Source organism: Phenylobacterium sp., assembly GCF_965284355.1.
GTDB lineage: Bacteria > Pseudomonadota > Alphaproteobacteria > Caulobacterales > Caulobacteraceae > Phenylobacterium.
Genome location: NZ_OZ260078.1, coordinates 4530749 through 4555372, shown reverse-complemented (window position 1 = coordinate 4555372; position 24624 = coordinate 4530749). Strand labels below are relative to the sequence as shown.

The following is a 24624-nucleotide window of genomic DNA, read 5'->3' as shown; positions in this document are numbered from 1 at the left end:
GGACCTGGGGGTCAGCTCTTCTCCTGCTTCGGCTTCAAGGCCACCTCGCGCCGGCGCCTCTGCAGCTCCAGCCATGCGCCCGGCGCGGCCAGGAACGGATGGCGCTCGCGCCACGGCGTCACCGCGATCTCGATGCCCGTGTGGCGTTCCACCTTGTAGGCCGCGTAGCGGGCTGCGCCGTCGAAGGTGAAGGCGGCCTTCAGGATGCGCGCGACGTTCAGCGGCTTGCCCATGAGGTTCGGCAGGGTCCAGCCCGGCAGGCCCGCCTTCACCGGCCGCAGGCCCTCCCCGACGGCTTCGAAGACCACCCCGCCCGCCTGCCAGGCCAGCGGCAGGATAGCCGCATAGCGCTGAGCGAAGGGCGCGACGACCGTGTCGGCCCGGCTGGTGGTCTCCATCCGGAACTCGGCGGCGTAGGTCTGACGGAACAGCGCCAGCCAGTAGGCCTCGACAGGCCCGCTCTCCGGCCCCAGGGCGGCGGCGAAGCGGGAGGCGGTCATCACAGCCGCCGAAACCGCTTGGGCGGCGTCCTGGGCCTCCGCAGCGTCCGCGCTCCACACCCGCTGCACCGGCTGGACGAACCGCGCCCAGATGGTGGTGTCCAGGGTCTGGCCCGCCGCGGCCCGCCGGAAGGTCGCCATCGGCAGCGTCGCCACCTTGGCCCGCAGCCGCCCCGCCGAGGTCTCGACCTCGTGGTAGCTCACCTCGGGCCATAGCAGCCGCTCCACCAGACCGTGGAAGCCCCGGCGGTGGGGCCCGCGGGTCAGGCGGTAAAAGTCCAGAATCCCGGTCAGGTCGCCCGTGCGCAGGGTCGAGCCATAGTAGAGGATCGCCGCGTCCCGGGCCGGATCGGCCAGCGCCGCCGCCAGTTCGACCACCGCCGCCGGCGCCGGCGAGGCCAGCTCGGCCTCGATCACGGCCGCAAGGTCGCTCACGGGATCACGAACTCCAGCGACGGCCCCTGGCGCACGGTCAGGTCCCCGCCCGGGTATGGCTCGCCGTCCAGCACAAAGTCGCCCTCCCAGCGGATCCCGAAGCTCGTCAGGTCGTCGCGCCGATAGCCGTGGTCCGCCAGCCACGACGTCTCGTCGCCCCGGATGATGCGCGGCAGCGCCTGCAGCAGGTTGCGCGGCGGCGCGTCGACGGTCAGCACTTTCAGGCCCTCGCGCGGCTCGCCGTACGGCTTGAAGCCCATCGGGAAGCGCTTGAACGTCGAGGCCATGACGATGAACCGCCGCGCGGCTTCGGGACCGTCATACGACAGCGCCATCGGCTCGCCGCGCCGCCAGCGATCGCCCGCCCCGCCCAGCAGCGTCCGGAACAGCCCGCCGGCGATGGTGACGCCCACCGCCGCGTTGTCGAAAAATCCCCGGCCGTGGTTCTTCTGCGCCAGCTTGGTGGCGCGCACGAAGGCGCCGACCCCGAACAGGAAGCCCCGCCGCTCGGGCGTCGTCTCGCCCGCCCGCAGCACCTCGAGGCACTGGCGCCGCTTGGTAGGCTTGCCCGTCTCGACCGAGGCCAGGATGTCTTCGAGCGTGGTCCCCAGCGGCGTCTCGATGTCGAGCGCCAGCGCGTTGGTCTTGCCGTTGGGCAGGACGGCCAACCGGGGCAGTTTGCCGCCGCCATAGGCCTCGGGCAGGCGCGTCAGCACCTCGCGGATCGTGCCGTCTCCGCCGTCGATGACCACCAGCTCCACGCCGTCGCCGGCCAGGCGCTTGAGCCCGGCCATCAGGTGGCTGGGCTGTTCGGGGACGATGTCGATGACGTCCTCGGGCAGCGGCGCAGGGCCGCCCGAGCCGCGATTGCGGTGGCTGTGCTGGTTCCAGATGAGGCCGGCGCGGATCAACGCGACAGCCAGGAGACCACCCGCTCGCGCGGCATAGCCATGGCCTGGACCAGCTGGACGGCGTGGACGATCAGCGACAGGCCCGTCCAGATCGCCACGAGATAGAAACCCGCCACCGGCTGGCCGATCAGCCAGGCCGGCGTCAGGATCAACAGATTGGGGTTCCGCCGCGCCGTAATCAGCCGGAAAAAGCTGTCGAACGATCGCCACGAGTGCACGTGGAAGCCGAAGCGGCGCATGAAGACGCCTTCGATGACCCGCTGGACCACATAGCCGACCAGGATCACCCACAGCGCGATCCCCGCCGCGTCGGTTCCGATCGCCCAGATCCCGAAGCAGCCCGCGTACCAGGCCCACCACCAGAACGGCGGGTGGATCAGGTCGATGCCGTGGTCGAAGACGTTGCCGATCGCCGACGAGGTCAGCGTCACCCGGGCCAGCTTGCCGTCGACAGTGTCGAGGAAGGTCATGATCCAGGCGCAGACCAGACCCCACCCGAACTGGCCCTGCCAGAACAGGTAGAAGGCCGCCAGCACCAGCAGAAACCCGATGAAGGTCACATGATTGGGTCGCAATCCCGCGACGGCGCACCAGCGGGTGACGATGCGCGCCGGCACGGGCCACCAGTACTTGGTCACCACATCGGTGACGCCCTTGTACGAGCCGGCGAAGGTGCGGGCCTCGACGGCGCGGACGTTCTCGGGCGTCAGGCGCACCAGCACCGGCGTCTCGCGCTTGCGCAGGGCCTCGTTGTACGACAGCTCGGCCAGCGACAGGCGCTGCAGGCCCGCCGGCTCGCGCCCGGCCTCCAGCGCCGCCGACGCCTCGGCGACCTGCGCGGCGGGCACATGGGCCGCCACCGCCTCGCCGTCGTCGGTGACCAGCACCGCGCCCGGGCGCTTGGCCAGAGTCGCCAGCAGGCTTTCGGCATAGACCCAGCCGCCCAGCGCCAGCACCACGCCGCCCGAGGCCGGCGCGGCCTCGACCACCGCCAGCTTGGCGCGCGCAAAGGTCCGGCGCAACCGCTCGCGCGCGGTCATGCCCCATATGCGGACGTCGCCCGCGCCGAGGATCATTCCTGCCGGCGTCACCGCCGCGTCATCCAACGTCTGCAAAAGCTAGCCTTACGCCTCACGCAAATCGGTGGAACCTGATACCGGGGGCCGTTCCGTTAGGAAAGCTCGTGACCGCCTTCCGCCTCGCCCATCTGTCAGACCTGCAGCTGCCGCCGCCGCCCCTGCCCTTCCGCTGGCGCGACGTGGCCTCCAAACGCTCGCTGAGCCGGTTTGCGTGGCGGCGCAAGCAGCATCGCCACGACCAGGTCGTCCTGGACGCAATCGCCGCCGATATCGCCGCGCGTCGGCCCGACCACGTAGCGATCACGGGCGACATCATCAATTTCTCCACGCCGGAGGAGTTCGCGGCCGCCCGCGCCTGGCTGGCCACCTTGGGCGACCCGGCCGGGGTCACGGTCAGTCCCGGCAATCACGACGCCCTGTCGGCGCGCGGCGCGCCCGAGGCGTTCGCCCCCTGGCGACCCTGGCTGGGCGACGAGGGCGCGGATTTCCCCTACCTGCGCGTCCGCGGCCCCGTGGCCCTGATCAACCTGTCGTCGGCCGTGCCCACGGCGCTGCACCTGGCCCAGGGCGAGTTGGGCGCGCCCCAGATCGCCGCCGCGCGGGCCCTGCTGCGCGAGACCGCCGATCGCGGCCTCTATCGCGTGGTGCTGGTCCACCACCCGGTGGCGCCCGACGTGGTGTCCGGCCGCAAGGAGCTGATCGACGCCGAGGCCCTGCGCGCCATGCTGGCCGAGGCCGGCGCCGAGCTCATCCTGCACGGCCACGCCCACGAGGCTCTGCTGACCACCGTTCCAGGGCCCGCAGGCGCCATCCCCGTCCTGGCCGTCCCCGCCGCCTCCACCCCCGCCGGCGGCCGCGGCCAACCCGCCCGCTGGAACGAACTCGAGATCCTCCGCGAGGGAGCAGGCTTCCGCACCACCGTCACGGCGCGCGGCATCACCCCGGAGCTGACTGTCGAGCACAAGGGCAGCTTCGTGCTGGGCTGAGGCGGCGCGTGTCGGCTCCACATCGGACTTCATCAACGTCTGCGAGGGATGGATTGCGGACTTGAGCTCCCCTCGCTCCGCGGGCGGTCAATGCCCGAGCGGCGATGGCGCTCGATAGAAATGGCGTGCGACGAAACTCGAGCCTAAGGAAGGCTTGCAGACAGCCCCGCTGAACTGTCTCGCCAACCGCCTGGGACGGGCGGCTGGCGTCTTTCGAATGGAGGCCCGGTGAGCAAGCCCGACAACCCCAATGAGACGGTCTCCGACAGGATCCGCGGTCGACTGAAAGCCTCCCGGAAACGCTTCCATGCCAACGACAACATCTCCGCCTTCCTGGAGCCCGGGGATCTCGAAGCGCTCCTCGCCGAGGTGGAGGGCAAGTTCAAGAGCGTGCTGGAAAGCCTGGTGATCGATACCGAGAGCGATCACAACACGCAGGAAACGGCCCGGCGTGTGGCCAAGATGTATCTGACCGAGGTTTTCCGGGGCCGTTACACCAGCCCGCCTCCGGTTACGGAGTTTCCGAACGCCGCCGCGTTGAACGAGCTCATGATCGTGGGTCCCATCACGATCCGCAGCGCGTGCAGCCATCATTTCTGTCCGATCATGGGGAAGCTCTGGGTCGGGCTGATGCCCAACGAGCATTCCAATCTGATCGGCCTGTCCAAATACTCCCGTCTCGCAGAATGGGTGATGTCACGCCCCCAGATCCAGGAGGAAGCCATCAGCCAGATGGCCGATCTCTTGATGGAGAAGGTGCGGCCCGACGGCTTGGCCGTTGTCATGGAAGCCGATCACTTCTGCATGCACTGGCGCGGGGTGAAGGACAACGAGACCATGATGATCAACAGCGTCATGCGCGGCTCCTTCCTCAAGGATCACCACCTGCGCAGCGAGTTCCTCTCGCTGCTGAAGCAACGGAGTTCATGATGCTGGTACGCTGCCTGTACGCCAGCCGTCCTGTCGCCGTTCTGCAAGGAACCGTCCTCGACACGATCCTCGCCCAGTCGCGTAAGAACAACCCGGCGCTGGGCATCACCGGGTTGCTGTGCGTCTCGGACAACCTGTTCATCCAGGTCATCGAGGGCGGTCGCGACGAAGTCTGCGACCTGTTCAACGCCATCGTCCGGGACGACCGTCACCAGCAGGTTCGACTGCTTGCCTACGAGGAGATTACGGAGCGGCGCTTCGGAAGCTGGTCGATGGGCCATGTGAGCATCAACAAGCTCAACCCCAGCCAGCTGCTGAAGTACTTCAGACGGGTCGAGCTCAACCCCTTCGAATGCTCGGGCGCGGCGACCATGGCGCTGCTTGGGGAACTGGTGGCGACCGCCTCGATCCTCAACCGGCCGGAGTAGTGTCCGGTTCAAGGGTTGCGACGCCGGTTCGGTCGACAAGTTTGTCAGGTTGAGGGGGTCGGTTCCGGGCCCATGTTTACGGGACCCATCCATCCGCCGCGAGGCGGTGGGAGGAGGCGCCGTGGGGCTGCCCGCCGCTAGGCGCGGAAGCCGCTGAACCATGGGTCCCGCGAACAAGTCGCGGGATGACGTTCGAAGGGGGATGCGCCGGGACGTCTTGACCTTCCAATCTTTATGTTCTATTTTTGTTCTCATGTCGACCGAGGCCGCCCGCAACGCGCGTGAGCTCCAGATGCTGGAGGGGCTGGTCGACTGCGCCTATGGGCTCGCGAAGACGCTCGCCGCTGCGGGGCAGGCCGAACCGGATACCCGACACAGCCTCCAGCTTGTCGAGGGGTTCACCAAGTGCACGTTCGCGCTGCGCATGGGCATCCGCCTCTGCCGGACCCTGCGCGCCCCGCCGAAGGCGGCGCCTGCCCTCGTCCAGGAGCGCGCCGAGACTCCCGAGCGGGAGCCGGCGGAGCATGAGCCTGTCGAACGCGGCGAGCGCCCGGAACTGGAGCGGGAGCGCGACCGCGACTACGAGCCCGTCAGCCTGCCGAAGTTCCTGAGCACCCTGGGCGTCGTCGCCCGGGACGCGGCCCGCCTCGAAGATCGCCTGCCCCCCGACGCCGCCCGCCTCCTGCCGACCCTCGAGGGCCTCCTGGCGGAGGCAAAGAGCGAGCCGCTATCGCCCGAACCAAGCCCCTCAAGACCAACCGGCGTCGCCGTCCTGGCCCGCCCGCCGCAAACCGCGACCCGCCACAAGCTCCTGGGCTCCGCCGCGCCGCCAAGACCCGGCCCCCGCGCCCCGCCCCCCTGGCCCAACTCCGGCTGACGGCCGAGCCTGCGCGAAGCGCCCTCAATTCAAACCACGAAATACACGAAATACACGAAAGCGAGCCGGCTCCCGCCGCCCGCGGGCCGCCCCATGCCCGTTCGTGTATTTCGTGTATTTCGTGGTTCTGGCGAAGCCGTCTTCAAACCACGGATTGCACCGATTTCACGGATTGTCAGACCAAGCCCGGCGGCTGCACCCGGCACGGCCGCCCATCCGTGAAATCCGTGAAAGCCGTGGTTCAATCCAACGGCGCCTGCGGCGCGAGAGACCTGACCGCGTGCCGCCCCTTCGCCCTTTCACGCCGGGGGCCGCCTCCCTATGATGGCAGCGCGGCGCGGCCGCGGATTCCCATGGACAACCCGTGACCAACCCGACGGCCCGCAAGTTTGGCTTCCCTGACACCCTGGTGGCGGAAACGCCCCACTGGCTCGTGCTCGTGCGGCCCCAGCAGCCGACTTACGGATCGCTGGTGCTGGTCTGCAAGGAGGACGCGAAGGCCTTCTCCGACCTGTCGGCCGGCGCCTTCGCCGACCTGAAGACCGCCGTCGACGGCATCGAGGCCCTGCTCCGCCACACTGTCGCCTACGAGCGCATCAACTACCTGATGCTGATGATGGTCGACCCCGACGTGCACTTCCATGTGCTGCCCCGTTACGAGGGCGAACGGCGGCATGGCGGCCACACCTTCGCGGATGCGGGCTGGCCGGGCCAGCCGCAGCTTGCGTCTCACGTCGCACTGAGCGAGGAGGAGGCCAAGGCGATGGCCGCCGAATTCGCCGCCCGCTGGCGGGCATGACCGCCCCGTCCATCCCGGGCGTCCTTGGGGGGACCGCTTGAGTCTCATCGATCGCTACCTGCTCCGCCTGGCCTTCTGGCCCATGGTGGGCGCGACCGGGGTGACCCTCATCGCGCTCCTGCTGGAGCGCACCCTGCGTCTGCTCGACATGCTGGCCGCCTCGTCCGACCGCTTCGGCTTCGTGGCCCAGCTGGCCGTAAACCTCGTGCCGCACTACGTCGGCCTCACCCTGCCCGCCGCCTTCTTCCTGGCGCTTGTGGTGGTGGTGAACCGGATGAACCAGTCGTCCGAGGTGGACGCCCTGCTGGCCGCCGGCGTCTCGCTGACCCGGCTGGCCGCGCCCTACCTATGCCTGGCCGCGGCGCTCACGGCCGTCAGCCTGCTGGTCTTCGGCTTCCTGCAGCCCTACAGCCGCTACGCCTACCGCGCCGTCCTGCACACCGCCCAGAACGCCGGCTGGAACGGCCTGGTGCCCGCCGAGACGATCCTGATCCCCTCGAAAGACCTTACCGTCACCACTGACGCGGCCGACCCCGCCGGCCAGCGGCTGGAGCGTATATTCATCCGCCGGATCGACGAGAAAGGCCGCGAGGAGGTCACCACCGCCAGCATGGCCGAGATCCGCCGGACCGCCGACAACGCCAACGTCAGGCTCGAGCTGCAGAACGGCCAGCAACTGCGCTTCAACGCCGAGGGTCATCCCCAGGTGCTGCGGTTCGACTCGTTCACGATGCAGCTGCCGATGACCGGCCCCGCCAAGCTCCTGCGGGCCCGCGGCGGCGATGAGCGCGAGCTTACGCTGTTCGAGCTCTGGAACCAGGCCAGCTCCAACCGCTCGACCCTGCCCAAGGAGACGCTGAAGGGCGAACTCTACGGCCGCCTGGCGCGCGCGTTCGGTCTGATGCTGCTGCCCCTGCTGGCGGTGCCGCTGGGGATGGCCGCCAAGCGCAGTGGCCGCGCGCCCGGGGCCATAGTGGGCGGCATCCTGCTGCTGGCGTTCCACCATCTGGTCCAGCTGGGCCAGGGCCTGGCCGAGACCGGCCGCGTGCCCGCGAGCCTGGCGGTTGGTGCGCCCTTCCTGGGCTTCGCCGCCATCTGCTTCCTGGTCTTCTTCACCAGCCGCAAGCGGCCGGGCGAGACACCCATCGGGCTGGCCATGGAGCATATCTCGGCCGTCATGGCCCGCATGCGCCCGCGCAAGGCCGCCACCGGCGCCGCCGCATGACCCTTTCGAGCTATCTCCTCAAGCTGATGGCGACTCGGATCCTGACCGCGCTGCTGGTCCTGGTCGGCATCCTGCAGATCCTCGACCTCCTGGACGTCACCACCGACATCCTCGAACGCGACCTGGGCGCCGCCGGCGTGGGTTACTATGCCCTGCTGCGCCTGCCCCGGCTGATCGAACAGGCCGCGCCGCTGGCCGTGCTGGCCGGCGGCCTCTTCGCCTTCGGCAAGCTGGCCGGCGAAAGCGCGGTCACCGCCATGCGTTCGACCGGCATCTCGGCCTATCGGCTCACTCTGATGGCGCTCCCGGCCGCCGTGCTCATCGCCCTGGCCCAGCTCGCTATCGTCATCGTCATCGCGCCCAGGACCGACGCGCGGCTTGGCGAATGGTGGCAGGCGTCCACGCCCAAGGATCCCGCCATGATCGTCGACCCGGTCACCTTCCGCGTCGGCGATGAGATCGTGGTCGCCGTGCCCCGCGACCCTGACGGCCGCAGCCTGGAGAAGGTGACGATCTATCGCCGCGACCAGGCCGGCCGCCTGACCCAGCGCACCACGGCCCAGGCGGCCGTGTTCGAGAACGAGCGCTGGCGGCTTATCGAGCCCCGCTTTGAAAGCCTGGGCGGTGACAGCATCGCCGAGGGCGCCGCCCGTTCCCAGGACTGGACCGCGAAGCTGACGCCCACCGATATCCGCACCCTGGCCATGGGCGAGACCTCGGTCACGCCGGCCGAGGCCAGCCGGGCGCTGGCGGGCGGGCTGTCGGTCAGGCCCCGCACCTTCTACGACACCCAGCTGCAACGGGCCTGGGCCGCGCCCGTCGCATGCATCGTCATGCTGCTGCTGACGGCGCCCGCGGCGATGGCCAACTTCCGGGGCGGAGGCGCCACTCTGATCGTCCAGTGCCTGGCCGCCGGACTGCTGTTCCTGGTCTTCGACGGCGCGTTCACCGCCCTGGGCGAGAACGGGGCCGCGCCGCCGATCCTGGCCGCCTGGGCCGCGCCCGCCATGTTCGCCGCCATGGCGGTGACCGTCCTGCTCTATCTGGAAGGCTGACGATGCCGGGGGGCGTCTCCATCGTGCCGGTCGAGGGCAAGGCGGGCCTAGATCGCTTTATCCGCGTCGCCATGCGGGTCGGTGCGCGCGAGCCCAACTACGTCGCGCCGCTGATGTTCGAACGCGGCGAAGCGCTGACCGCCAAGGGCAACCCGTTCTTCGAGCACGCCGACGTCCAGTTCTGGCTGGCGGTGAAGGACGGCCGCGACGTGGGCCGCATCAGCGCCCAGATCGATCACCTGAACCCCACCGCTAACGACGGCGTCGGCCACTTCGGCATGATCGCCGCCGAGGACGATCCCGAGGTGTTCGCCGCCCTCTTCGCCACGGCCGAGGCGTGGCTGAAGGACCGCGGATGCAAGATCGTCCAGGGCCCGGTGAACCTTTCCACCAATGAGGAAGTGGGCCTGCTGGTCGACGGGCACGACACCCCGCCGATGTTCATGATGGGCCACGACGCGCGCCACATACCGGCGCGGATCGAGGGCCAGGGCTACGCCAAGGCCAAGGACATCTTCGCCTACACCTGCAGCGTCGCCGACGACCTGCCCGGCCCCATCCTGCGCCGGGTGCGCAAGCCTGCGCCCGACGGCGTGGTCCTGCGGACTCTGGAGATGAAGCGGCTGGACGAGGAGGTCCGCACCCTCACCGGCATCCTCAACGACGCCTGGTCCAACAACTGGGGGTTCACGCCCACCACCGCCGCCGAGACCCAGGCGCTGGCCAACAACATGAAGCTGCTGCTCGATCCGCGGCTGGCCTACTTCGCCGAGATCGACGGCGAGGCGGCGGGCTTCATGATCCTGTTGCCCAACATCAACGAGGCGATCGCCGACCTGGGCGGCAAGCTCTTCCCGTTCGGCTGGGCCAAGCTGCTCTGGCGCCTGAAGGTGAAAGGGCCCAAGACAGGGCGCGTGCCGCTCATGGGCGTGAAGCGAAAGTTCGCCGGAACGATGCGCGGCCAGCTCCTGCCCTTCCAGCTGATCGACGCGGTGGCCCAGGCCGCCCGCAAGCAGGGCTACGAACGCTACGAGCTGTCGTGGATCCTCGAGGACAACACGGCCATGCGCCGCATCTGCGACGCCGGCGGGGCCAAGGTCTACAAGACCTATCGCGTCTACGAGAAGGCGCTGTGACGGGGTTCAAGGCGCTGGTCCTCGCGGGATCGCGGGGCGGCGCCGATCCCGTCGCGGAGTACGCCGGCGTCGCCCACAAGGCGTTGATCCAGCTTGACGGCGAGACATTGCTGGCCCGTGTGGTGACCGCCGTCCGGGCCGCCGGCGCGAGCGAGGTCGCCGTGATCTCCAGCCATCCCGAGGTCCGCGCCGAGATCGCCCGCCTGGGCGCCCAGGCCCTGGACGAGGCCGCCGGCCCCAGCCTCAGCGTCGAGCGCGCCGCGCAGCAGTTGGGCACGCCCCTGCTCGTCACCACCGCCGACCACGCCCTGCTCCAATCGGTCTGGATCCAGCGCTTCATCTCCGAGCTTCCCGGCGACGCCGACGTGGCCGTGCTGGTGGCCAAGCGCAACACGGTCGAAGCCGCCGCGCCCAACACCAAGCGCACCTGGCTGAAGCTGGCCGACGGCCACTGGTCGGGCTGCAACCTGTTCTGGCTCGCCAACGAGCGCGCGCTCGGCATCCTCGACCTCTGGAAACGCGTCGAGGCCGAGCGCAAGCGGCCCTGGCGGATGGCCTGGATCCTGGGCCCCCGAATGCTGCTGCGGTTCATAACGCGCCAGCTGGCCCTGCGCGCGGCCGCCCAGCGCCTGGGCGAAGTGGCCGGCGTCCGCGCCGCGATCGTGGTGACGCCCTACGGCCTGGCCTCGGTCGACGTCGACAAGCCCGCCGACCTGGACCTGGTGCGCGAGATCGTCAGGCGGCCCTAGTCCGCTACAGGCTCCAGCCCGAGGAGAGCCGGGTCAGGTTGTCGACATCCTGGGGGAAGTCCATCTCGCCCCACTCCAGCCCCTCAATCGAGGCGACCTTCACATCGACGCCCGAGCGGGCCAGTTCGTCGATGACCGACAGGTACCAGCGCCGCAGGCCCTCGGGCGTCTGCAGCACCTTCTCGACGCCGTCCCGGAACTTGGCGGCGCCCTCTGCCGAGAAGCGCAGGAAGCCGATGCTCTCGGCGTCGTAGGCGTCGATGGTCTTGCCGATGGCGACCAGGCGGCCGTTCTCGGTCAACACCTTCATGTCGTCGGCGTCGTAGGCGGGCTTGCGGTCGATCGTGACGGTGATCTCGGCCGGCGGCGCGGCGATCAGCTTTTCGGCCACGCCGGGGCCGAACAGGGTGTCGCCGTTCAGCACCAGCACCTGGCGGTCGAACTCGCGGCGCACGATCCAGCACGAGGCGGTGTTGTCCGAGACGGTGTAGAATGGGTTGAACTCGAGCCGCACGGGCATCGTCAGCTGCAGCGCGGCGACCTCGGCTTCGACCGCGTCGGCCCGGAAGCCGGTGACGATCACCGCCTCCTCGACCCCGGCGGCCTGCAAGCGCAGCAGCTGCCAGGCCAGCAGCGAGCGGCCCGACAGCTCGATCAGGCATTTCGGCCGGGCCTCGGTCAGCGGCAGCAGGCGCTTGCCCTGGCCGGCGGCGAGGATGATGGCTCGGGTGGGAGGGGTCACGAAGGCGTCCGTGGAAGGCGTTCTGGGTGAAGGCGTTCGGGCTGAAGGCTTCTTTGCCGGGTCGCGCGGGTCGGCCCTTATCTCCGGCTCTGACCCGAAAGTGAAGACGCGCGCGGGTCACGAACGGTGACGAATTGCGATAGACCCGACTACGAAAAGACCCCGCGAGGCGAGCGGCCCGCGGGGTCTTCCGTTCTCAACCAAGAACCGGCGCCTGGCGCCCGAGGCGCCAAGGCTTAAGTCCTACTTCAGATGCTTCGCCAGATGCTTGTTCATTTCGAACATGCTGACCTTGTCCTTGCCGTCGAAGACCGGCTTCAGCTTGGCGTCGGCCAGGATCTCGCGCTTGTTGGCGGGATTCTGCAGGTTGTTCTTCTTGATGTATTCCCAGATCTTCGACACGGTTTCGCCGCGCGAAAGCTGGCCCGCGCCGACGACAGCGGCCAGTTCGGCTGAGGGCGTCAGCGGCTTCTGCAGGGCGTTCGTGTTCTTACCAGTGGCCATGGGCTCCCCCAGCTAGTGATGTTGGCGCGACTTCCTGGCGGGGGTCGCCAGGGCTGAGTCGCTTGACGCATCCTAACGCGGCGCACGCCTCGCGCTACTGAAGATAAGTCATCTCAGGCGCCTAAGGGTTGTAAGCCGCGCCGCTTCGCTCCATCCCGGGGCGCCGTCGCGGCAGTCGGCGCGGCCAGCGTTCGGGCGAAGAAGTCCAGCAGTCCCGGCCAGTCCGGCTGTTCGCGATAGACTTCGATGTCGAAGTCGACGCCGGCTTCGCAGAGCGCACCCTCAAGGATGCCCAGTCGCGGCGGCGATTGTCCCACGGCATAGCCGATCCGCACCACTCCATTGATTCGGTTAGCGATTTCGCGGGCCGTCCGCGGTCCAAGGCCCCGCCCGCCATAGGCGCCGACAGCGGCGATCCGCTCGGCCCGGGCCGCCGCGAGGCTGACCGCAAGGTTTGCGCCCGACCCGAACCCCAGCAGGCCGACCCGGGCGTCATCGACCCGCCGCTCGTCCGCCAGATGGTCGAGACATGCCGATGCGGCGTCCCGCCGATCCTCCGCCGGCCGCTGCGACAAATCGGGCGCGAGCACAAAATAGCTGTGGGCGGATAGCCGTCGGGCGGTCGTCTCCACGTCCGCCGACAGGCCGCGGCGGTCTGGCAGCAGCAGAATCGGCGCCTTGCGGCCAGGGGTGGCGGGACAGGCGACGAAGGCGTCAACGGCGCCGTCTTCCAGCTCGATCTCGATGCGGGCTTCAAGCATGCCCACATCTTATTCCTACTTATTTTATAGGAATAACGGCAAAGTCTGGCATCGGTTTCAGATTTGCTGGCCCCGCGGCTCAGCCGCCTTCTTGGCCGCGTCGCCGGGCACTAGCGCTCCCTAGAGGCAAGGGCCTAGCGTCGGGGCAAAAGGGAGGGCCGCGACCATGTCCGACACACCGATCCTGTACGAGACGCCCGCCGACCACATCGTCCGCATCGTCCTGAACCGGCCCGAGAGCCGCAACGCCCAGGACACAAGCCTGCTCTATGCACTGAACGACGCTTTCGACCGCGCCGCGCGGGACGACGAGGTGAAGGTGATCATCCTGGCCGCCGCCGGGCCGCATTTCTCGTCCGGCCACGACCTGCGCGAGGGCGGCTCGATCGCCGAGCAGATGTCGCCGTTTGACGTGGTTGGAACCTGGTGCGGGTTCGGATGCGCGGGCGCCGAGGGCCGGATGGCGCGGGAGAAGGAGATCTACCTCGGCCTGTCGGAGCGGTGGCGCAACATCCCCAAGCCCACCATCGCCCAGGTGCAGGGCAAGTGCATCTCGGGCGGACTGATGCTGGCCTGGCCCTGCGACCTGATCGTGGCCAGCGATGACGCCGCCTTCTGCGACAACACCGTCGGAATGGGCGTGGGCGGCGTAGAGTACTTCGCCCACCCTTGGGAACTGGGGCCGCGCAAGGCGAAGGAGCTGCTGTTCACCGCCGACTGGCTGACCGCGCAGGATGCCAAGGCCCTGGGCATGGTGAACCATCTCGTGCCAGCCGATGAGCTGGCTGCGTTCACGCTGGCGCTGGCGATCCGGATCGCCGCCAAGCCCCTGTTCGCCCTGAAACTGGCAAAGGAAGCGGTGAACGCCGCCGAGGACGCTCAGGGGCGCGTGGGCGCCATGACCACCGCGTTCGCGCTGCATCAACTGGCCCACACCCACAACGTGGTGGTGCACGGCGTGCCCGTGGACCCCAGTGGCCTGCAGGTGCGCCGCAAGACATAGGTCTGGTCACGGCCCTGCCGCTCTGTAGAATTCCATTCTCCACGGAGGGGCTCACCTATGGAAATCGTTCTGGACCCCATCGATCGCCGCATCCTGCGCGAGCTGCAGCGCGACGCGACCGTGCCGATCGCCGACCTGGCTCTGCACGTGGGCCTGTCGCAGACCCCCTGCTGGAAGCGGGTGAAGCGGCTGACCGACGCCGGGGTCATCACGCGGCGCGTCGCCCTGCTGGCGCGAGAGAAGCTGGACCTGGGCCTGGTCGTGTTCGTTTCCGTGCGCACCAGCCGCCACGACGCCGAATGGCTGGACGCCTTCGCCAAGGGGGCCGCGTCGATGCCCGAGGTGGTCGAGTTCTACCGGCTGTCGGGCGACACCGACTATCTGCTGAAGGTGCTGGTGAAGGACATCGCCGCCTACGACGCCTTCTACAAGCGCCTGATCGCGGCTGTGCCGCTGTCGGATGTCTCGTCGGCGTTCGCGATGGAGCAGATCAAATATACCACCGCCCTGCCCGTCTGATCCGCGCATTGCGGGCCTGAAACCAGCCGCCGTTTGACTTACCCCCGCGGCAGGCCTCCACTTTCGTCCAAACGACAAGACTTGAGTGGGAGGCGTGATGATGGCTTGGACCCTGGCGAACGTGTGGGAGGCCATCGCGGCGAGTCAGCCCGAGAGGCCGGCCCTGATCCAGGCCGACCGAGTGATCAGCTGGGCCGAGTTCGACGCCCGCTCCGACGCGCTCGCCGCCCACTTCATCGCCAGGGGCATGGGCCATCAGGCCAAGGTGGCGGGCTATCTCTACAACGGTCCCGAGTACCTCGAGAGCTACTTCGCCGCGTTCAAAGGCGGGTTCGCGCCGGTCAACACCAACTATCGCTATGGCCCTGAGGAGGTGCGCTACCTCTTCGACAACGCCGATGCCGAGGCGGTGGTCTTCCACGCCGGCTTCACCGAGCTGCTTGAGAAGATCCGGCCCCAGCTGCCCAAGGTGAAGGCCTGGGTGGCCGTCGCCGAGCCGGGCCACCCGGTCCCCGCCTGGGCCGACGACTACGACGCCGTCGTGGCGAAGGTCCCCGCCCAGCGTCCCGTGCGCGCGCCATGGGGCCGGTCGGGCGACGACCTGCTGCTGCTCTATACCGGCGGCACTACCGGCATGCCCAAGGGCGTGATGTGGCGCCAGGACGACCTGTTCCAGGTGCTGGGCGCCGGCGGCAACGCGGCGCTGGGCATCCCCCCGGCCACCTCGATCCCCGAGCTGATCGAGAGGATCCACGGGCCCGAGCACCTGCGCGCCACCATGATGACGTGCGCGCCGCTGATGCACGGCACCGGGCAGTTCTCGTCCTTCATCTCGCTGAACGGCGGCGGCACGGTCTGCGTCCTGCCGTCCCGCAAGTTCAATGCGATCGAGCTCTGGAACGAGGTCCAGCGGCTGAAGATCACCAACATCGTCATCGTGGGCCTGGCCTTCTCGACGCCCATGCTGGAAGCGTTGGACGCCAACCCGGGCGGCTGGGACCTTTCCAGTGTCCGCTCGATGAGCTCGTCGGGCTCGATGTGGAGCTACGAGAACAAGAAGGGCCTGCTCCGCCACATCCCGCAGGCCATGATCGCCGACAGCTTCGGCTCGTCCGAGGCGGTGGGACTGGGCGCCTCGGCCTCGGCGGCGGGCGCCGAGGCGCAGACCGCGGCCTTCATGCTGGGCCCGAACACCGCGGTCTTCACCGAGGACGGCAAGCGCGTCGAACCCGGCTCGGGCGAGCGCGGGCTGGTGGCCGTCAGCGGCTTCCTGCCCATGGGCTACTACAAGGACGAGGAGAAGTCGGCCAAGACCTTCAAGGTCATGGAAGGCGTGCGCTGGAGCGTGCCCGGCGACTGGGCCGAGGTGAACACCGACGGCACGCTGAAGCTGCTGGGTCGCGGCTCAGTCTGCATCAACACCGGCGGCGAGAAGGTCTTCCCCGAAGAAGTCGAGGAAGCGCTCAAGCGCCACGCCTCGGTCCGCGATGCGGTGGTCGTGGGCGTGGCCGATCCCCGCTTCGGCGAGCGCATCTGCGCCGTGGTGGAGCCCGAAGCCGACGCCCAACCGACGCTGGCCGAGCTCTCGGCCTTCGTCCAGTCGCAGCTGGCCGGCTACAAGGCGCCCCGCGAGCTGGTGCTGGTGGACAGCATCGGCCGCGCCCCCAACGGCAAGGTGGACTACAAGGCCATCAAGGAGCGCGCTCTGGCGGCGCTGGGAGTCGCGGCGTAGTTTCGTCGCCGACGTGGCGATGGGGTCGCGGATGCGTGCTCTGAGAGGCTTGCGCTCGGCGCTTACGTTCCTGGTTCCGGTGGCGGTGCTCTTGCTTGCGCCGGCGGGCCTCGTCTCCGGCGGGTCGTGGATATGGCCCCAGGCGCTGGTGTTCCTCGGCCTGCTGTCGACGGTCGTCATCGGCGCCCAGGTGGCGATGGCCGTATACCGGCCCGCCAGCTTCGAGGTGCGCCAACAGGGGCTCGTCGCCGACAAGGCGAAGCGGCAGCCCCTGCTCGATGTGATCGCGTTGTCGGCCTACTTCGTGTTGCTGGTGTCCTGGCTAGTCTTCATCCCTCTAGACACCTTCGCCTTTCAATTTCTTCCGCCACCGCCCGGTTGGGTCGCAGGGCTGGGCCTGGTCACCGCGCTCGCCGGCGTCACGGTCGCCTATGCCGCCGTCTGGCAAAACCAGTTTGCGGCCCCCACCATCCATGACCAGGCTGGCCAGCAGGTGATCGACAGCGGCGTCTACGCCTTGGTCCGCCATCCGCTCTATGCGGGAAACCTCATGCTGTTCGCGGGCGGCGCGCTCTGGCTGGGCAGCACGGCGGCGGCGCTGGCGACCGTGGCGCAGCTCGCCGCCACCCTATGGCGGATCCGAATGGAAGAGGCTTACCTGCGCCAGAGCCTGCCGGCCTATGCCGACTATGCGCGCCGGGTGCGGGGGCGGCTGATCCCCTACGTCCTCTAACGCTTCGGACGCGACTCCTTCGACAGCCGGGTCATCAGCAGCGCGGCGCGCTTGGCCTGGCGATCGAGGCTCTTGAGGTCGGCGGTCTCCCCGGGCGCGTGGCTGCCCTCCCCGGCCATGCCCATGCCGACCAGACCGTCGATGAAGGCCACGAACGAGATGTCGCCCGCGCCGCGGTTGGCCGGGTCGCCCGCCGGCATCTGCGGCAGACCCAGCGTCGCGTTGACCTCATTCAGCTTGGACAGCAGCGCCTTGTTGCCCTCGGTCGGGGCCATAGGCGGATAGCCGTCGTCCGAGAACTCGAGCTCTGCTTGCGCCTTGTCCAGATGACGGCCGACGATGGCCTGCATCTTGGCGCGCACGCGTTCTTCCTGCTCGGGCGACAGGGTGCGGATATCGCCGCGAGCGATGGCCTGCGCCGCGATGACGTTGGGCTTGCCGGTCGCGCCGCCCCCGGTGTCGCCGGCGTTCAGCTCGGCCGACGTCCCGCCCACGATGAGGCCGACGTTGTAGGTCAGATTGGGCTCGGGCAGTTCGACGCGGAACGCATCGACGATGCGCGCCAGCTCGTAGATCGCCCCACAACCCGCCGACGGCTTGCAGACCCCGGACGAGTGCCCGGACTTCGCCGTCGCGGTGATCGTCCAAGACGTCGAGGAGCGACGCGCGATCGAGCCGATGTCCTGGCCGCCGCTCTGCGAAAGGCCCTCGAAGTCGAGCGCCACGTCGCTGACCTTGGCCGCAGCGATCAGGTCGGCGCGGGCGTCGGCCAGCGGCTCGCCCGGCTTCTCTTCGTCACCTGTGAGTACGACCGTGATGTCGGCGGTCTTGAGCGTGCCGGCGGCATGCATGGCGCGCAGCGCGGCCACGATCACGACGTCGCCGCCCTTCATGTCCCCGACGCCGGGCCCTTCCACAATGTCGCCCGTGCGCTTCCAGCCCTGGAAGGGGCTGTCGGGTTCGAACACCGTGTCGAGGTGGCCGATCAGCAGCATGCGCTTGCCCTTGCCGTTCCCCTTGTGGGTGGCGATCAGGTGCCCGGCCCGGCCCACCTTGGCCATCGGAACCCAGCGGACCGTGAAGCCCAGCTGCTCGAACTCCGGCGTCAGCATGCGGCCGACCTGTTCGACGCCGGCCAGGTTCATGGTGCCGGAGTTCACCAGGACCAGCGTCTCGAGCAGCTTGACGTTACGGGCGTGGTCGGCCTCGACGGCGGCGACCATCTTCGCCTCGGCGGCGTCCCTGGGGGCCGCGACGGCGGGAACGCAAAGCGTAAGCGCGGCCAGAACAGCCGCGCCCGGAACTCGATGACGCATAGATCAGCTCGGTTGGCGGAGACTTCTCACGAACTCTACGAGAGCCGAGCGGGAGACGCCACGGGGCAGGCCCGCGTAAGCCTTGAGAAGTTCCAGCGCCCCCGGCTCGGCCAGGAGGGCGGCGACCTCGTCCACCGCGCCGCTGGACGCCGACGCTTCGCCGAACATCTCGGCGACCGGCACGTTCAGAGTCTTGGCGATGCGGGTCAGCATCGACGCAGAGACGCGATTGGCGCCGCGTTCGTACTTCTGGATCTGCTGGAAGGTGACGCCGGCGGCTTCGGCGAGGGCTTGCTGTGAAAGGCCCCGTACCTTTCGCAACAGCCGGATCCGCGCGCCTACCGCAACATCGACAGGGTCGGCAGCGGCTTCAGGTTTATTGGCCATGGGTGCTCTTGTCTTCTTAGCGGGGGGCAGGTTGTTGTTTTTTGGGTAGCTCGCACTTGGGGGGAACGCGGTACTTTGGGGGGTTTAACGCCTACTGCTCCTGGTTTGATAGACCGTCCGCCGGCGGCACCAGGTTTGCCTGCGGCGAGGGTAGGTCGGAGATGACGTAACAAGCCTCCGCCATTGCGATGCCCACAGCCCGTCGCAGTGAAGCAAAGACCGGGGCTTCGCGTTCGAGGAGGATCAATTCCTCTTCATAGGGCGCCAGCAGCTCCACCAGGTTCTGGGCCAGCCTTTTGCCGTGCTCCTCGTCCTGAATCATCTGGCCCCCTTTTGTCGCAAACTCGACCATCACCTGGGGGATTGCAAGCAACCGCAGCGAGCGGCTGGGGTAACAGCGATCATTCGTCGCAATGGGGCCGGAACTCTCGGACGATCAGAGGGTTAACCGCAGCCAATGAACTCCGATCACCACGCTGAAAGGCCCTCACGGGCCTGCGAAATCGTCGACTTCGACACGGTCATGCTGCAGGCTTGCAACGCCGAAATCCTCTCGGATCTCCTCCGGGAGGCGAGGCTCGTCGCGCGCGTTTTCGCACCCGGCGGCGACGCCGTCGAACTGATCCAACTGGCGGATCAACTGTCGTCGGGATTTCGCGACGACGAGATGGATCGCGCCCATGCCCGCCGGCTCGCAGCGGCCCTCAAACGGCTCGCTCGCGAGGGTTGTCCACACCCCATTTCGGGTAGTTAGGTGGTGCTCAAAGCCTGCCAGACGCGCCTGAGAACGCCCTTACCGAGCGGGCAGGCCCATCAGTGACGTCCGGGCGTTCCGCGTCGGCGGATTCGAATTGGACATAGAAACAAGCCCTTACAGCCCAACAGCCGGCAAGACGCCCGACTCAACCTTTAGACGCGCCCCACATGCCTCTCTCGCGAGTATCGGGCCGATGTCGCAAGCAGATCGCCGCCGCCATCGACTGCGTAGGGAGTTCTCCAAGGGCTATAGCGAAGGCCACCTAGATCGAAGGGTCATCCACCTGCGCGACCGGCTCTATATCGCCGTGGGCCCGGCCGCCGCCGAGCCGACGTCCTCGACCGGTTCGCGCGGGCTGCCCGCAGGCAGGATGGCGAGGCCAAACCGGTCTAAAAAAAAGCCGCGCCCGAAGGCGCGGCAGTTCATTAGGGAGGAAACGCCCAAAAGGGCAAGGCCACTAATGAGCCTTTGCTGCACTGCACGCAAGTGAAAAATATCATCGCCGCGAGAATTTTTCGGAAACCGGTGTCATTCCGCCCTCACCGAGGGAGATGCCGTTACGGCGCCGTCTGTTGCATCGCAGCGTAGTGATGGATCAGGCGACCCAGTCTCGCTTCAGGCCGCGGGCGGCGAGCGCGAACAGGGCCGCACTCACGACATAGAAGCCCAGACCTGAGTAGATGGCGTAGCGCAGCGCCTCGGCCCCGAAGCGCGGGGTGAGCACGTCCGACACCGCGCCGAAGTACCAGGTGCCAAGGCCAAGCCCGATCAGGTTGTTGACGAACAGGAAGCAGGCCGAGGCGGTCGAGCGTTGGGCGGCCGGGACAAGGTGCTGGACCGCCGTGATCACGGGGCCGAGCCACACCAGGTTCAGTCCGGTCGGGATCAGGAACAGCGCGAAGGCCACCGCCAGCGACTGGGCCTGCACCGCGAGAACGAAGCACGGCAACGCGAGCAGGAACGCCGCGGCCGGCACGAGCAGGTAGGCCGCCGGCCGCGCGCGCCCCAGCCGGTCGCCCAGCACGCCGCCGGCCCAGACGCCGATGACGCCGCCCACCAGGGTCATCGAGCCCAGGAACAGCGACCGGTCCACGAGGCCCATGCCCAGGCTGCGCTCGAAGAAGCTGGGCAGCCAGAACGCGACGCCATAGCCACAGACCGACGAGGCGGCCGCGCCCAGCGAGATCAGCCAGAAGCTGGGCTTGGCGAGCAGCGCGCGCAGGCCGACCACGACCGGCGTGGGAGCGGCGACGGGGGTCTCGCGCGGCGGCTCCTTCACGACCAGCCGGAAGATCGGCGCCAGCAGCACGCCGGCCAGACCCACGATGATGAAGGCGGCCCGCCAGTCTATCGTGGCTGCGATCAGCCCACCGAACAGGATGCCCAGGGCTGAGCCGATGGGGATGCCGAACGAGTAGGCCGCCAGCGCCCTCGCCCGCTGTTCCTTGGGGAAGTAGTCGCTGATCAGCGAATAGGCCGGGGCCACGCCGCCAGCCTCGCCGACGCCGACGCCCATCCGGCAGAGGAACAGCTGCCAGAACCCCGTCGCCAGGCCACAGAGGGCGGTGAAGCCGCTCCACATCGTCAGCGCCCCGGTCATGATCCAGGTGCGGCTGGAGCGGTCGGCCAGCGCGGCGATAGGCACGCCCAGGCCAGTGTAGAACAGCGCGAACGCCAGCCCGCCCATCAGGCCCAACTGGCTGTCGGTCAGGCCCAGGTCCTTCTTGATCGACCCAGCCAGGATCCCCAGGATCTGCCGGTCCAGGAAGTTGAAGGTGTAGGCGAGGATCAGGACCGCCAGCACGACGATCCGGTAGCGCTGGGTCATTGAGGCCACCCGCAAAACGAAAGACGCCCGGCTCCGTGGGATCCGGGCGTCTCGCTATGTCAGAACTTCGCTTCGACCGTGAGGCTCACGGTGCGCGGCGGGCCATAGTAGGCGTTGACCGAGTTGCCGAAGAGGACGCCGGCCGACTGCGGGAAGTTGTAGCCGCCGATGCGGTACTCCTCATCGCCCAGGTTCTTGCCGTGCAGGCCGACGCGGTAGCGGTCGTCGGAGGACGTCCAGACCACGCTGGCGTCCAGCAGCCAGTAGCTATCCTGGTCGAGGCGCGAGGGGACTTCGAACATGTTGAACGACGAGCGGTAGGACGCCGACGGGATGAAGGCGATCGAGCCGCTGTCGCCCAGGTCGGCCTTGTAGGTCAGGCTGACCGAGCCGTTCCACTTCGGCGTGTTCTGGAAGACCCGCTCGTCGGCGAAGTCGCGCACCACCGGCGGAGTGCGGGTCAGGTCCAGCGCCCGGTACTCGTCGAACTCGGCCTTGGTGTAGCCCAGCGAGAAGTTGGCGAAGAGGCTATCGGTGAAGTTGGCCTGGCCCTCGAACTCGGCGCCGTAGATGTGGCTCCTGCCGACATTCAGCACCTGCGAGGCGATCGATGCGCCCACAGGGGTCTGCTGGGTGATCTGCTGGTCCTTGTACTTCGAGTAGAAGACCGCGGTGTTCAGCGACAGGCGTCGATCGAAGAAGTAGCCCTTCAGGCCACCCTCGTAGCTGTCGACCTTCTCGGGGTCGTAGCCATTGACCGAGGTGGGCGTCAGGATCGCGTCGGCGCGCATGTCGAAGCCGCCCGACTTGAAGCCCTGGCTGAACGACACATAGCCGTTCACGTCGTCGGTGATGTCGTACTTCACACTGACGCGCGGAGTGAACCGCTCGTAGGTGTCGGAGCTGACAAAGTTCGAGCGGATCAGGCCGGGAACGGCCAGGCGGTTGCCGAACAGCGGGCTCTTCAGGCCGGTGAAGTTCTGGCGATAGACCTGCCCGGTCTTCTTGTCCTTGGTGTAGCGGCCGCCCAGCGAGATCGAGAGGCGGTCGGTCACGTCGTAGCTCACGTCGGCGAAGGCCGAATAGCTCTTGGTGTCGACGGCGCCGGCGGTGGCGATCGACAGATTGGCCTGGCTCAGCACGGTGTCGAAGGCGCCCGCCGCCGTGGCGTTCAGGTAGTACAGGCCGAACACGCCCTGGATCCGGTCGCTCGTGTAGAGCAGCTGGAATTCCTGGGTGAACTGGTGGTCGTTGTAGCGTGCCGGGATGTCCAGGATCGCCGCCGGCAGGGTGTCGAAATCGATGACGCCCTCGGTCTCGCCGGCGCGGTAGGCCGTGATCGACTTGAAGGTCAGCGTGTCGCTGGCCTTCCACTCGCCCAGCAGCGACACGCCGCGGGCCTCGACCTTGTTCTTGTCACCGGCGCCGGCGCGGGTGTCGTAGATGTCCGACAGCACCTCGCCGCCGGCGATCGGCTGGCCCAGGGCGTTCAGGGCCGGAACCTCGCGGTGGCCGTGACGCGGGTTCGAGCGGTCGGTGACGATGTCCCCCGACAGGCGGAAGAACAGGCTCTCGGACGGGGTGACCTCGACGGTGGCGCGGGCGGCGACCACGTCCTTGTCGTAGTGCTCGGCGCCGGTCGTCAGATTCTTGCCGAAACCATCGCGATTGAACGTGGCCCACGTCAGGCCCAGGCCCAGCCAGTCGGTGACCTGGCCCTTCGCCGAGGCGACGAGATCCCTCTGGTCGTACGAGCCGTAAGCGCCCTTGATCTTGAACTGCGGGTCGCCCTCGATCTTGCCGGTCACGTACTTGATCGCGCCGCCGATGGTGTTGCGGCCGTAGAGCGTGCCTTGCGGACCGCGCAGCACTTCCAGGCGCTGGACGTCGAAGATGTCGAGCACGGCGGCCTGCGGACGCGCCACATAGACGTCGTCGATGTAGAGGCCGACGCCGGGCTCGAAGCCCCACAGCGGGTCCTGCTGGCCGACGCCGCGGATGAACGAGATCAGCGTCGAGTTCGAACCGCGCGCCACCTGGACGGTGAGGTTGGGCGTGGTCTGCTGCAGGGTGGTGATGTCGACCGCGCCGGTGGCGGCCAGACGTTCGCCGGTCACGGCGGTCACGGCGACCGGCACGTCCTTCAGGCTCTCCTCACGGCGGCGGGCGGTGACCACCACCTCTTCGACACCGGAGCCCTCTTCGGCGGCCTGGGCGAACGCGAGCGTGGGGACGACGGACCAGGCGGCGCCCGCAAGGAGGGCGGCTTTCACGAAGCTTTTCATGTTCTTCCTCCCAGCGCCGACCTGCCCCGATGGCTGGAGCGGCGCCGCACATTTTCACTGACCAGTGAATTGGAGGCCGTTGTGAGCCAAGCGCGCGCGATCCGCCAGGGGGCTGATGCCTGGGTCGCGCACATTTTAAGTAAGTGATGAATTTATGGCACAGTTTCCGCCCTGCCCGTTCAGTGCCGGCGGCGCACCACCTCGGTCAGGCCGGCCGCACACCAGGCGTAAAGCCGGTCCCGCACCGCCTCCAGGTCGGTCGACCGGCACAGACCGTCCGACAGCTGGTCGATGCGTCCGGTCTCGGACAGGGTCAGCATCATCGCCCCGGTGAGGAACTGATAGCCCCAGTAGAGGTCGCGCATCTCGGCGCCCGGCAGCGCGATCTTCAGCATGTCGACCAGCTGATGGACCACAGGATCGAAGAAGCGATGCATGGTCTCGCCGCCCCAGGCCGGGGTGTTGTTCACCAACGCCACCAGCCGGAAGTAGTTGGTCCAGCCCTCGTCATTGGTCATCGAGCGCTGGATCAAGGGGTCGATGAACGCCCCGATGATCCCCTCAGGCGTCATGGCTCCGACGTGGGCGTCGGCGTAGGCCTGCATGGCCGCCACCCGCTCGTCGTTGAGGATCTCGGCGCGGCGGGCGAACACGCTGTCGAACAGCTCGCGCTTCGCGCCGAAATAGTAGTGGATGAGCGCGGTATCGACGCCGGCCTCGGAGGCCACCTGGCGGACGGTGACGCCGTAGAAGCCGTGGCGCGAGAACAGCGCCTCGGCCGCGTCCAGGATAGACTGGCGCAGGTCGGGGCCCTGCCCCTTCGGACGCCGCCCGCGCAGCGCGCCCCCTGCCTGTCCGTCCGCCCGGGCCAACCGTCTCTCCACCTTGCCGCCGGCGCATCGCTAGCATTGTTCGCCCGCGTTGACAGCGCGCGGGCCTGGACCAGA

The 24624-nt window shown here is 68.3% G+C and carries 26 protein-coding genes; 13 read left to right on the top strand and 13 right to left on the bottom strand.

What is annotated here, in order from left to right; translation table 11 throughout:
* Window positions 1-11: 11 nt before the first annotated feature.
* The 3 genes from ACQ66R_RS22380 to ACQ66R_RS22370 are packed head-to-tail and all read right to left on the bottom strand — an operon-like array spanning window position 12 to window position 2937.
* A complete protein-coding gene (locus tag ACQ66R_RS22380; protein ID WP_430425702.1) occupies window positions 12-935 on the bottom strand; it encodes a hypothetical protein in 924 nt (307 codons plus the stop codon).
* Entirely contained in the window at window positions 932-1846 is a 915-nt protein-coding gene (locus ACQ66R_RS22375; protein WP_430425700.1) for a diacylglycerol/lipid kinase family protein, read from the bottom strand. Before ACQ66R_RS22375 ends, ACQ66R_RS22380 begins: the two co-directional genes overlap by 4 nt.
* Window positions 1843-2937 (bottom strand): CDP-alcohol phosphatidyltransferase family protein, encoded by a 1095-nt coding sequence (locus ACQ66R_RS22370; RefSeq protein WP_430425698.1) that lies wholly within the window; start codon window positions 2935-2937, stop codon window positions 1843-1845. The genes ACQ66R_RS22375 and ACQ66R_RS22370 overlap by 4 nt, the downstream gene beginning before the upstream one ends.
* Before the next feature lie 92 nt (window positions 2938-3029).
* Here ACQ66R_RS22370 and ACQ66R_RS22365 point away from each other — a divergent pair, with 92 nt between their 5' ends.
* The 9 genes from ACQ66R_RS22365 (at window position 3030) to ACQ66R_RS22325 (ending at window position 11110) form a co-directional block, all read left to right on the top strand.
* Window positions 3030-3911 (top strand): metallophosphoesterase family protein, encoded by an 882-nt coding sequence (locus ACQ66R_RS22365; protein WP_430425696.1) that lies wholly within the window; start codon window positions 3030-3032, stop codon window positions 3909-3911.
* Between the two features lie 228 nt (window positions 3912-4139).
* Window positions 4140-4841 (top strand): GTP cyclohydrolase I, encoded by a 702-nt coding sequence (folE, locus tag ACQ66R_RS22360; protein ID WP_430425694.1) that lies wholly within the window; start codon window positions 4140-4142, stop codon window positions 4839-4841.
* Window positions 4841-5269 (top strand): BLUF domain-containing protein, encoded by a 429-nt coding sequence (locus ACQ66R_RS22355; RefSeq protein ID WP_430425691.1) that lies wholly within the window; start codon window positions 4841-4843, stop codon window positions 5267-5269. Before folE ends, ACQ66R_RS22355 begins: the two co-directional genes overlap by 1 nt.
* 253 nt (window positions 5270-5522) lie before the next feature.
* Complete coding sequence (locus ACQ66R_RS22350) at window positions 5523-6146, top strand: hypothetical protein (protein ID WP_430425689.1); 624 nt, start codon at window positions 5523-5525, stop codon at window positions 6144-6146.
* Window positions 6147-6510: 364 nt separating this feature from the next.
* The gene (locus tag ACQ66R_RS22345; protein WP_430425688.1) at window positions 6511-6945 is read left to right on the top strand and encodes an HIT family protein; all 435 of its coding nucleotides are present in this window, start codon (window positions 6511-6513) and stop codon (window positions 6943-6945) included.
* Window positions 6946-6982: 37 nt separating this feature from the next.
* Window positions 6983-8170 carry an LptF/LptG family permease gene (locus ACQ66R_RS22340; RefSeq protein WP_430425686.1) on the top strand — a complete coding sequence of 396 codons (1188 nt, stop codon included), beginning with the start codon at window positions 6983-6985 and terminating at the stop codon, window positions 8168-8170.
* Complete coding sequence (locus tag ACQ66R_RS22335; RefSeq protein WP_430425684.1) at window positions 8167-9225, top strand: LptF/LptG family permease; 1059 nt, start codon at window positions 8167-8169, stop codon at window positions 9223-9225. The genes ACQ66R_RS22340 and ACQ66R_RS22335 overlap by 4 nt, the downstream gene beginning before the upstream one ends.
* Window positions 9226-9227: 2 nt before the next feature.
* On the top strand, window positions 9228-10361 hold the full coding sequence (locus tag ACQ66R_RS22330) for a dATP pyrophosphohydrolase (RefSeq protein ID WP_430425682.1): 1134 nt from the start codon (window positions 9228-9230) through the stop codon (window positions 10359-10361).
* Window positions 10358-11110 carry a nucleotidyltransferase family protein gene (locus ACQ66R_RS22325; protein ID WP_430425680.1) on the top strand — a complete coding sequence of 251 codons (753 nt, stop codon included), beginning with the start codon at window positions 10358-10360 and terminating at the stop codon, window positions 11108-11110. Before ACQ66R_RS22330 ends, ACQ66R_RS22325 begins: the two co-directional genes overlap by 4 nt.
* 4 nt (window positions 11111-11114) lie before the next feature.
* Here the strand turns inward: ACQ66R_RS22325 and ACQ66R_RS22320 are convergent, their stop codons facing one another.
* The 3 genes from ACQ66R_RS22320 to ACQ66R_RS22310 all read right to left on the bottom strand — a co-directional run bounded on the left by ACQ66R_RS22320 (window position 11115) and on the right by ACQ66R_RS22310 (window position 13117).
* Window positions 11115-11852, bottom strand: a complete 738-nt coding sequence (locus ACQ66R_RS22320; protein ID WP_430425678.1) for a sugar phosphate nucleotidyltransferase — start codon at window positions 11850-11852, stop codon at window positions 11115-11117.
* Between the two features lie 243 nt (window positions 11853-12095).
* Entirely contained in the window at window positions 12096-12356 is a 261-nt protein-coding gene (locus ACQ66R_RS22315) for an SWIB/MDM2 domain-containing protein (protein ID WP_293363592.1), read from the bottom strand.
* 113 nt (window positions 12357-12469) lie between these two features.
* Window positions 12470-13117, bottom strand: a complete 648-nt coding sequence (locus tag ACQ66R_RS22310) for a dienelactone hydrolase family protein (RefSeq protein ID WP_430425676.1) — start codon at window positions 13115-13117, stop codon at window positions 12470-12472.
* A 166-nt stretch (window positions 13118-13283) separates the two neighbouring features.
* Here ACQ66R_RS22310 and ACQ66R_RS22305 point away from each other — a divergent pair, with 166 nt between their 5' ends.
* The 4 genes from ACQ66R_RS22305 to ACQ66R_RS22290 all read left to right on the top strand — a co-directional run bounded on the left by ACQ66R_RS22305 (window position 13284) and on the right by ACQ66R_RS22290 (window position 17104).
* The gene (locus ACQ66R_RS22305; protein WP_430425674.1) at window positions 13284-14120 is read left to right on the top strand and encodes an enoyl-CoA hydratase; all 837 of its coding nucleotides are present in this window, start codon (window positions 13284-13286) and stop codon (window positions 14118-14120) included.
* A 57-nt stretch (window positions 14121-14177) separates the two neighbouring features.
* Window positions 14178-14639 carry an Lrp/AsnC family transcriptional regulator gene (locus ACQ66R_RS22300; RefSeq protein ID WP_430425672.1) on the top strand — a complete coding sequence of 154 codons (462 nt, stop codon included), beginning with the start codon at window positions 14178-14180 and terminating at the stop codon, window positions 14637-14639.
* A gap of 97 nt (window positions 14640-14736) precedes the next feature.
* The gene (locus ACQ66R_RS22295) at window positions 14737-16371 is read left to right on the top strand and encodes an AMP-binding protein (RefSeq protein WP_430425671.1); all 1635 of its coding nucleotides are present in this window, start codon (window positions 14737-14739) and stop codon (window positions 16369-16371) included.
* Window positions 16372-16402: 31 nt separating this feature from the next.
* Complete coding sequence (locus ACQ66R_RS22290; RefSeq protein WP_430425669.1) at window positions 16403-17104, top strand: methyltransferase family protein; 702 nt, start codon at window positions 16403-16405, stop codon at window positions 17102-17104.
* Here ACQ66R_RS22290 and ACQ66R_RS22285 read toward each other — a convergent pair.
* From ACQ66R_RS22285 to ACQ66R_RS22255, 7 genes are all read right to left on the bottom strand, one after another.
* The gene (locus ACQ66R_RS22285; protein WP_430425668.1) at window positions 17101-18420 is read right to left on the bottom strand and encodes a M20/M25/M40 family metallo-hydrolase; all 1320 of its coding nucleotides are present in this window, start codon (window positions 18418-18420) and stop codon (window positions 17101-17103) included. The two genes, ACQ66R_RS22290 and ACQ66R_RS22285, sit on opposite strands and share 4 nt — an antisense overlap.
* Window positions 18421-18423: 3 nt before the next feature.
* Entirely contained in the window at window positions 18424-18807 is a 384-nt protein-coding gene (locus ACQ66R_RS22280; RefSeq protein WP_430425666.1) for a helix-turn-helix domain-containing protein, read from the bottom strand.
* A gap of 91 nt (window positions 18808-18898) precedes the next feature.
* The gene (locus ACQ66R_RS22275) at window positions 18899-19129 is read right to left on the bottom strand and encodes a hypothetical protein (protein ID WP_430425664.1); all 231 of its coding nucleotides are present in this window, start codon (window positions 19127-19129) and stop codon (window positions 18899-18901) included.
* Window positions 19130-19294: 165 nt separating this feature from the next.
* The gene (locus ACQ66R_RS22270; RefSeq protein ID WP_430425662.1) at window positions 19295-19489 is read right to left on the bottom strand and encodes a hypothetical protein; all 195 of its coding nucleotides are present in this window, start codon (window positions 19487-19489) and stop codon (window positions 19295-19297) included.
* Between the two features lie 670 nt (window positions 19490-20159).
* Window positions 20160-21392, bottom strand: a complete 1233-nt coding sequence (locus ACQ66R_RS22265; RefSeq protein WP_430425660.1) for a spinster family MFS transporter — start codon at window positions 21390-21392, stop codon at window positions 20160-20162.
* A gap of 59 nt (window positions 21393-21451) precedes the next feature.
* The gene (locus ACQ66R_RS22260; RefSeq protein WP_430425658.1) at window positions 21452-23677 is read right to left on the bottom strand and encodes a TonB-dependent receptor; all 2226 of its coding nucleotides are present in this window, start codon (window positions 23675-23677) and stop codon (window positions 21452-21454) included.
* A 179-nt stretch (window positions 23678-23856) separates the two neighbouring features.
* A complete protein-coding gene (locus tag ACQ66R_RS22255) occupies window positions 23857-24549 on the bottom strand; it encodes a TetR family transcriptional regulator (protein ID WP_430425656.1) in 693 nt (230 codons plus the stop codon).
* Window positions 24550-24624 lie beyond the last annotated feature (75 nt).

What these genes read in the sequence shown, in the direction of transcription:
- ACQ66R_RS22355 (WP_430425691.1), top strand. Translation starts at nt 4,841, where the DNA reads ATGCTGGTACGCTGCCTGTACGCCAGCCGTCCTGTCGCCGTTCTGCAA.
- ACQ66R_RS22350 (WP_430425689.1), top strand. Translation starts at nt 5,523, where the DNA reads ATGTCGACCGAGGCCGCCCGCAACGCGCGTGAGCTCCAGATGCTGGAG.
- ACQ66R_RS22335 (WP_430425684.1), top strand. Translation starts at nt 8,167, where the DNA reads ATGACCCTTTCGAGCTATCTCCTCAAGCTGATGGCGACTCGGATCCTG.
- ACQ66R_RS22330 (WP_430425682.1), top strand. Translation starts at nt 9,228, where the DNA reads ATGCCGGGGGGCGTCTCCATCGTGCCGGTCGAGGGCAAGGCGGGCCTA.
- ACQ66R_RS22315 (WP_293363592.1), bottom strand. Translation starts at nt 12,356, where the DNA reads ATGGCCACTGGTAAGAACACGAACGCCCTGCAGAAGCCGCTGACGCCC.
- ACQ66R_RS22310 (WP_430425676.1), bottom strand. Translation starts at nt 13,117, where the DNA reads ATGCTTGAAGCCCGCATCGAGATCGAGCTGGAAGACGGCGCCGTTGAC.
- ACQ66R_RS22305 (WP_430425674.1), top strand. Translation starts at nt 13,284, where the DNA reads ATGTCCGACACACCGATCCTGTACGAGACGCCCGCCGACCACATCGTC.
- ACQ66R_RS22300 (WP_430425672.1), top strand. Translation starts at nt 14,178, where the DNA reads ATGGAAATCGTTCTGGACCCCATCGATCGCCGCATCCTGCGCGAGCTG.
- ACQ66R_RS22295 (WP_430425671.1), top strand. Translation starts at nt 14,737, where the DNA reads ATGATGGCTTGGACCCTGGCGAACGTGTGGGAGGCCATCGCGGCGAGT.
- ACQ66R_RS22290 (WP_430425669.1), top strand. Translation starts at nt 16,403, where the DNA reads ATGCGTGCTCTGAGAGGCTTGCGCTCGGCGCTTACGTTCCTGGTTCCG.
- ACQ66R_RS22285 (WP_430425668.1), bottom strand. Translation starts at nt 18,420, where the DNA reads ATGCGTCATCGAGTTCCGGGCGCGGCTGTTCTGGCCGCGCTTACGCTT.
- ACQ66R_RS22280 (WP_430425666.1), bottom strand. Translation starts at nt 18,807, where the DNA reads ATGGCCAATAAACCTGAAGCCGCTGCCGACCCTGTCGATGTTGCGGTA.
- ACQ66R_RS22275 (WP_430425664.1), bottom strand. Translation starts at nt 19,129, where the DNA reads ATGATTCAGGACGAGGAGCACGGCAAAAGGCTGGCCCAGAACCTGGTG.
- ACQ66R_RS22270 (WP_430425662.1), bottom strand. Translation starts at nt 19,489, where the DNA reads ATGGGCGCGATCCATCTCGTCGTCGCGAAATCCCGACGACAGTTGATC.
- ACQ66R_RS22265 (WP_430425660.1), bottom strand. Translation starts at nt 21,392, where the DNA reads ATGACCCAGCGCTACCGGATCGTCGTGCTGGCGGTCCTGATCCTCGCC.
- ACQ66R_RS22260 (WP_430425658.1), bottom strand. Translation starts at nt 23,677, where the DNA reads ATGAAAAGCTTCGTGAAAGCCGCCCTCCTTGCGGGCGCCGCCTGGTCC.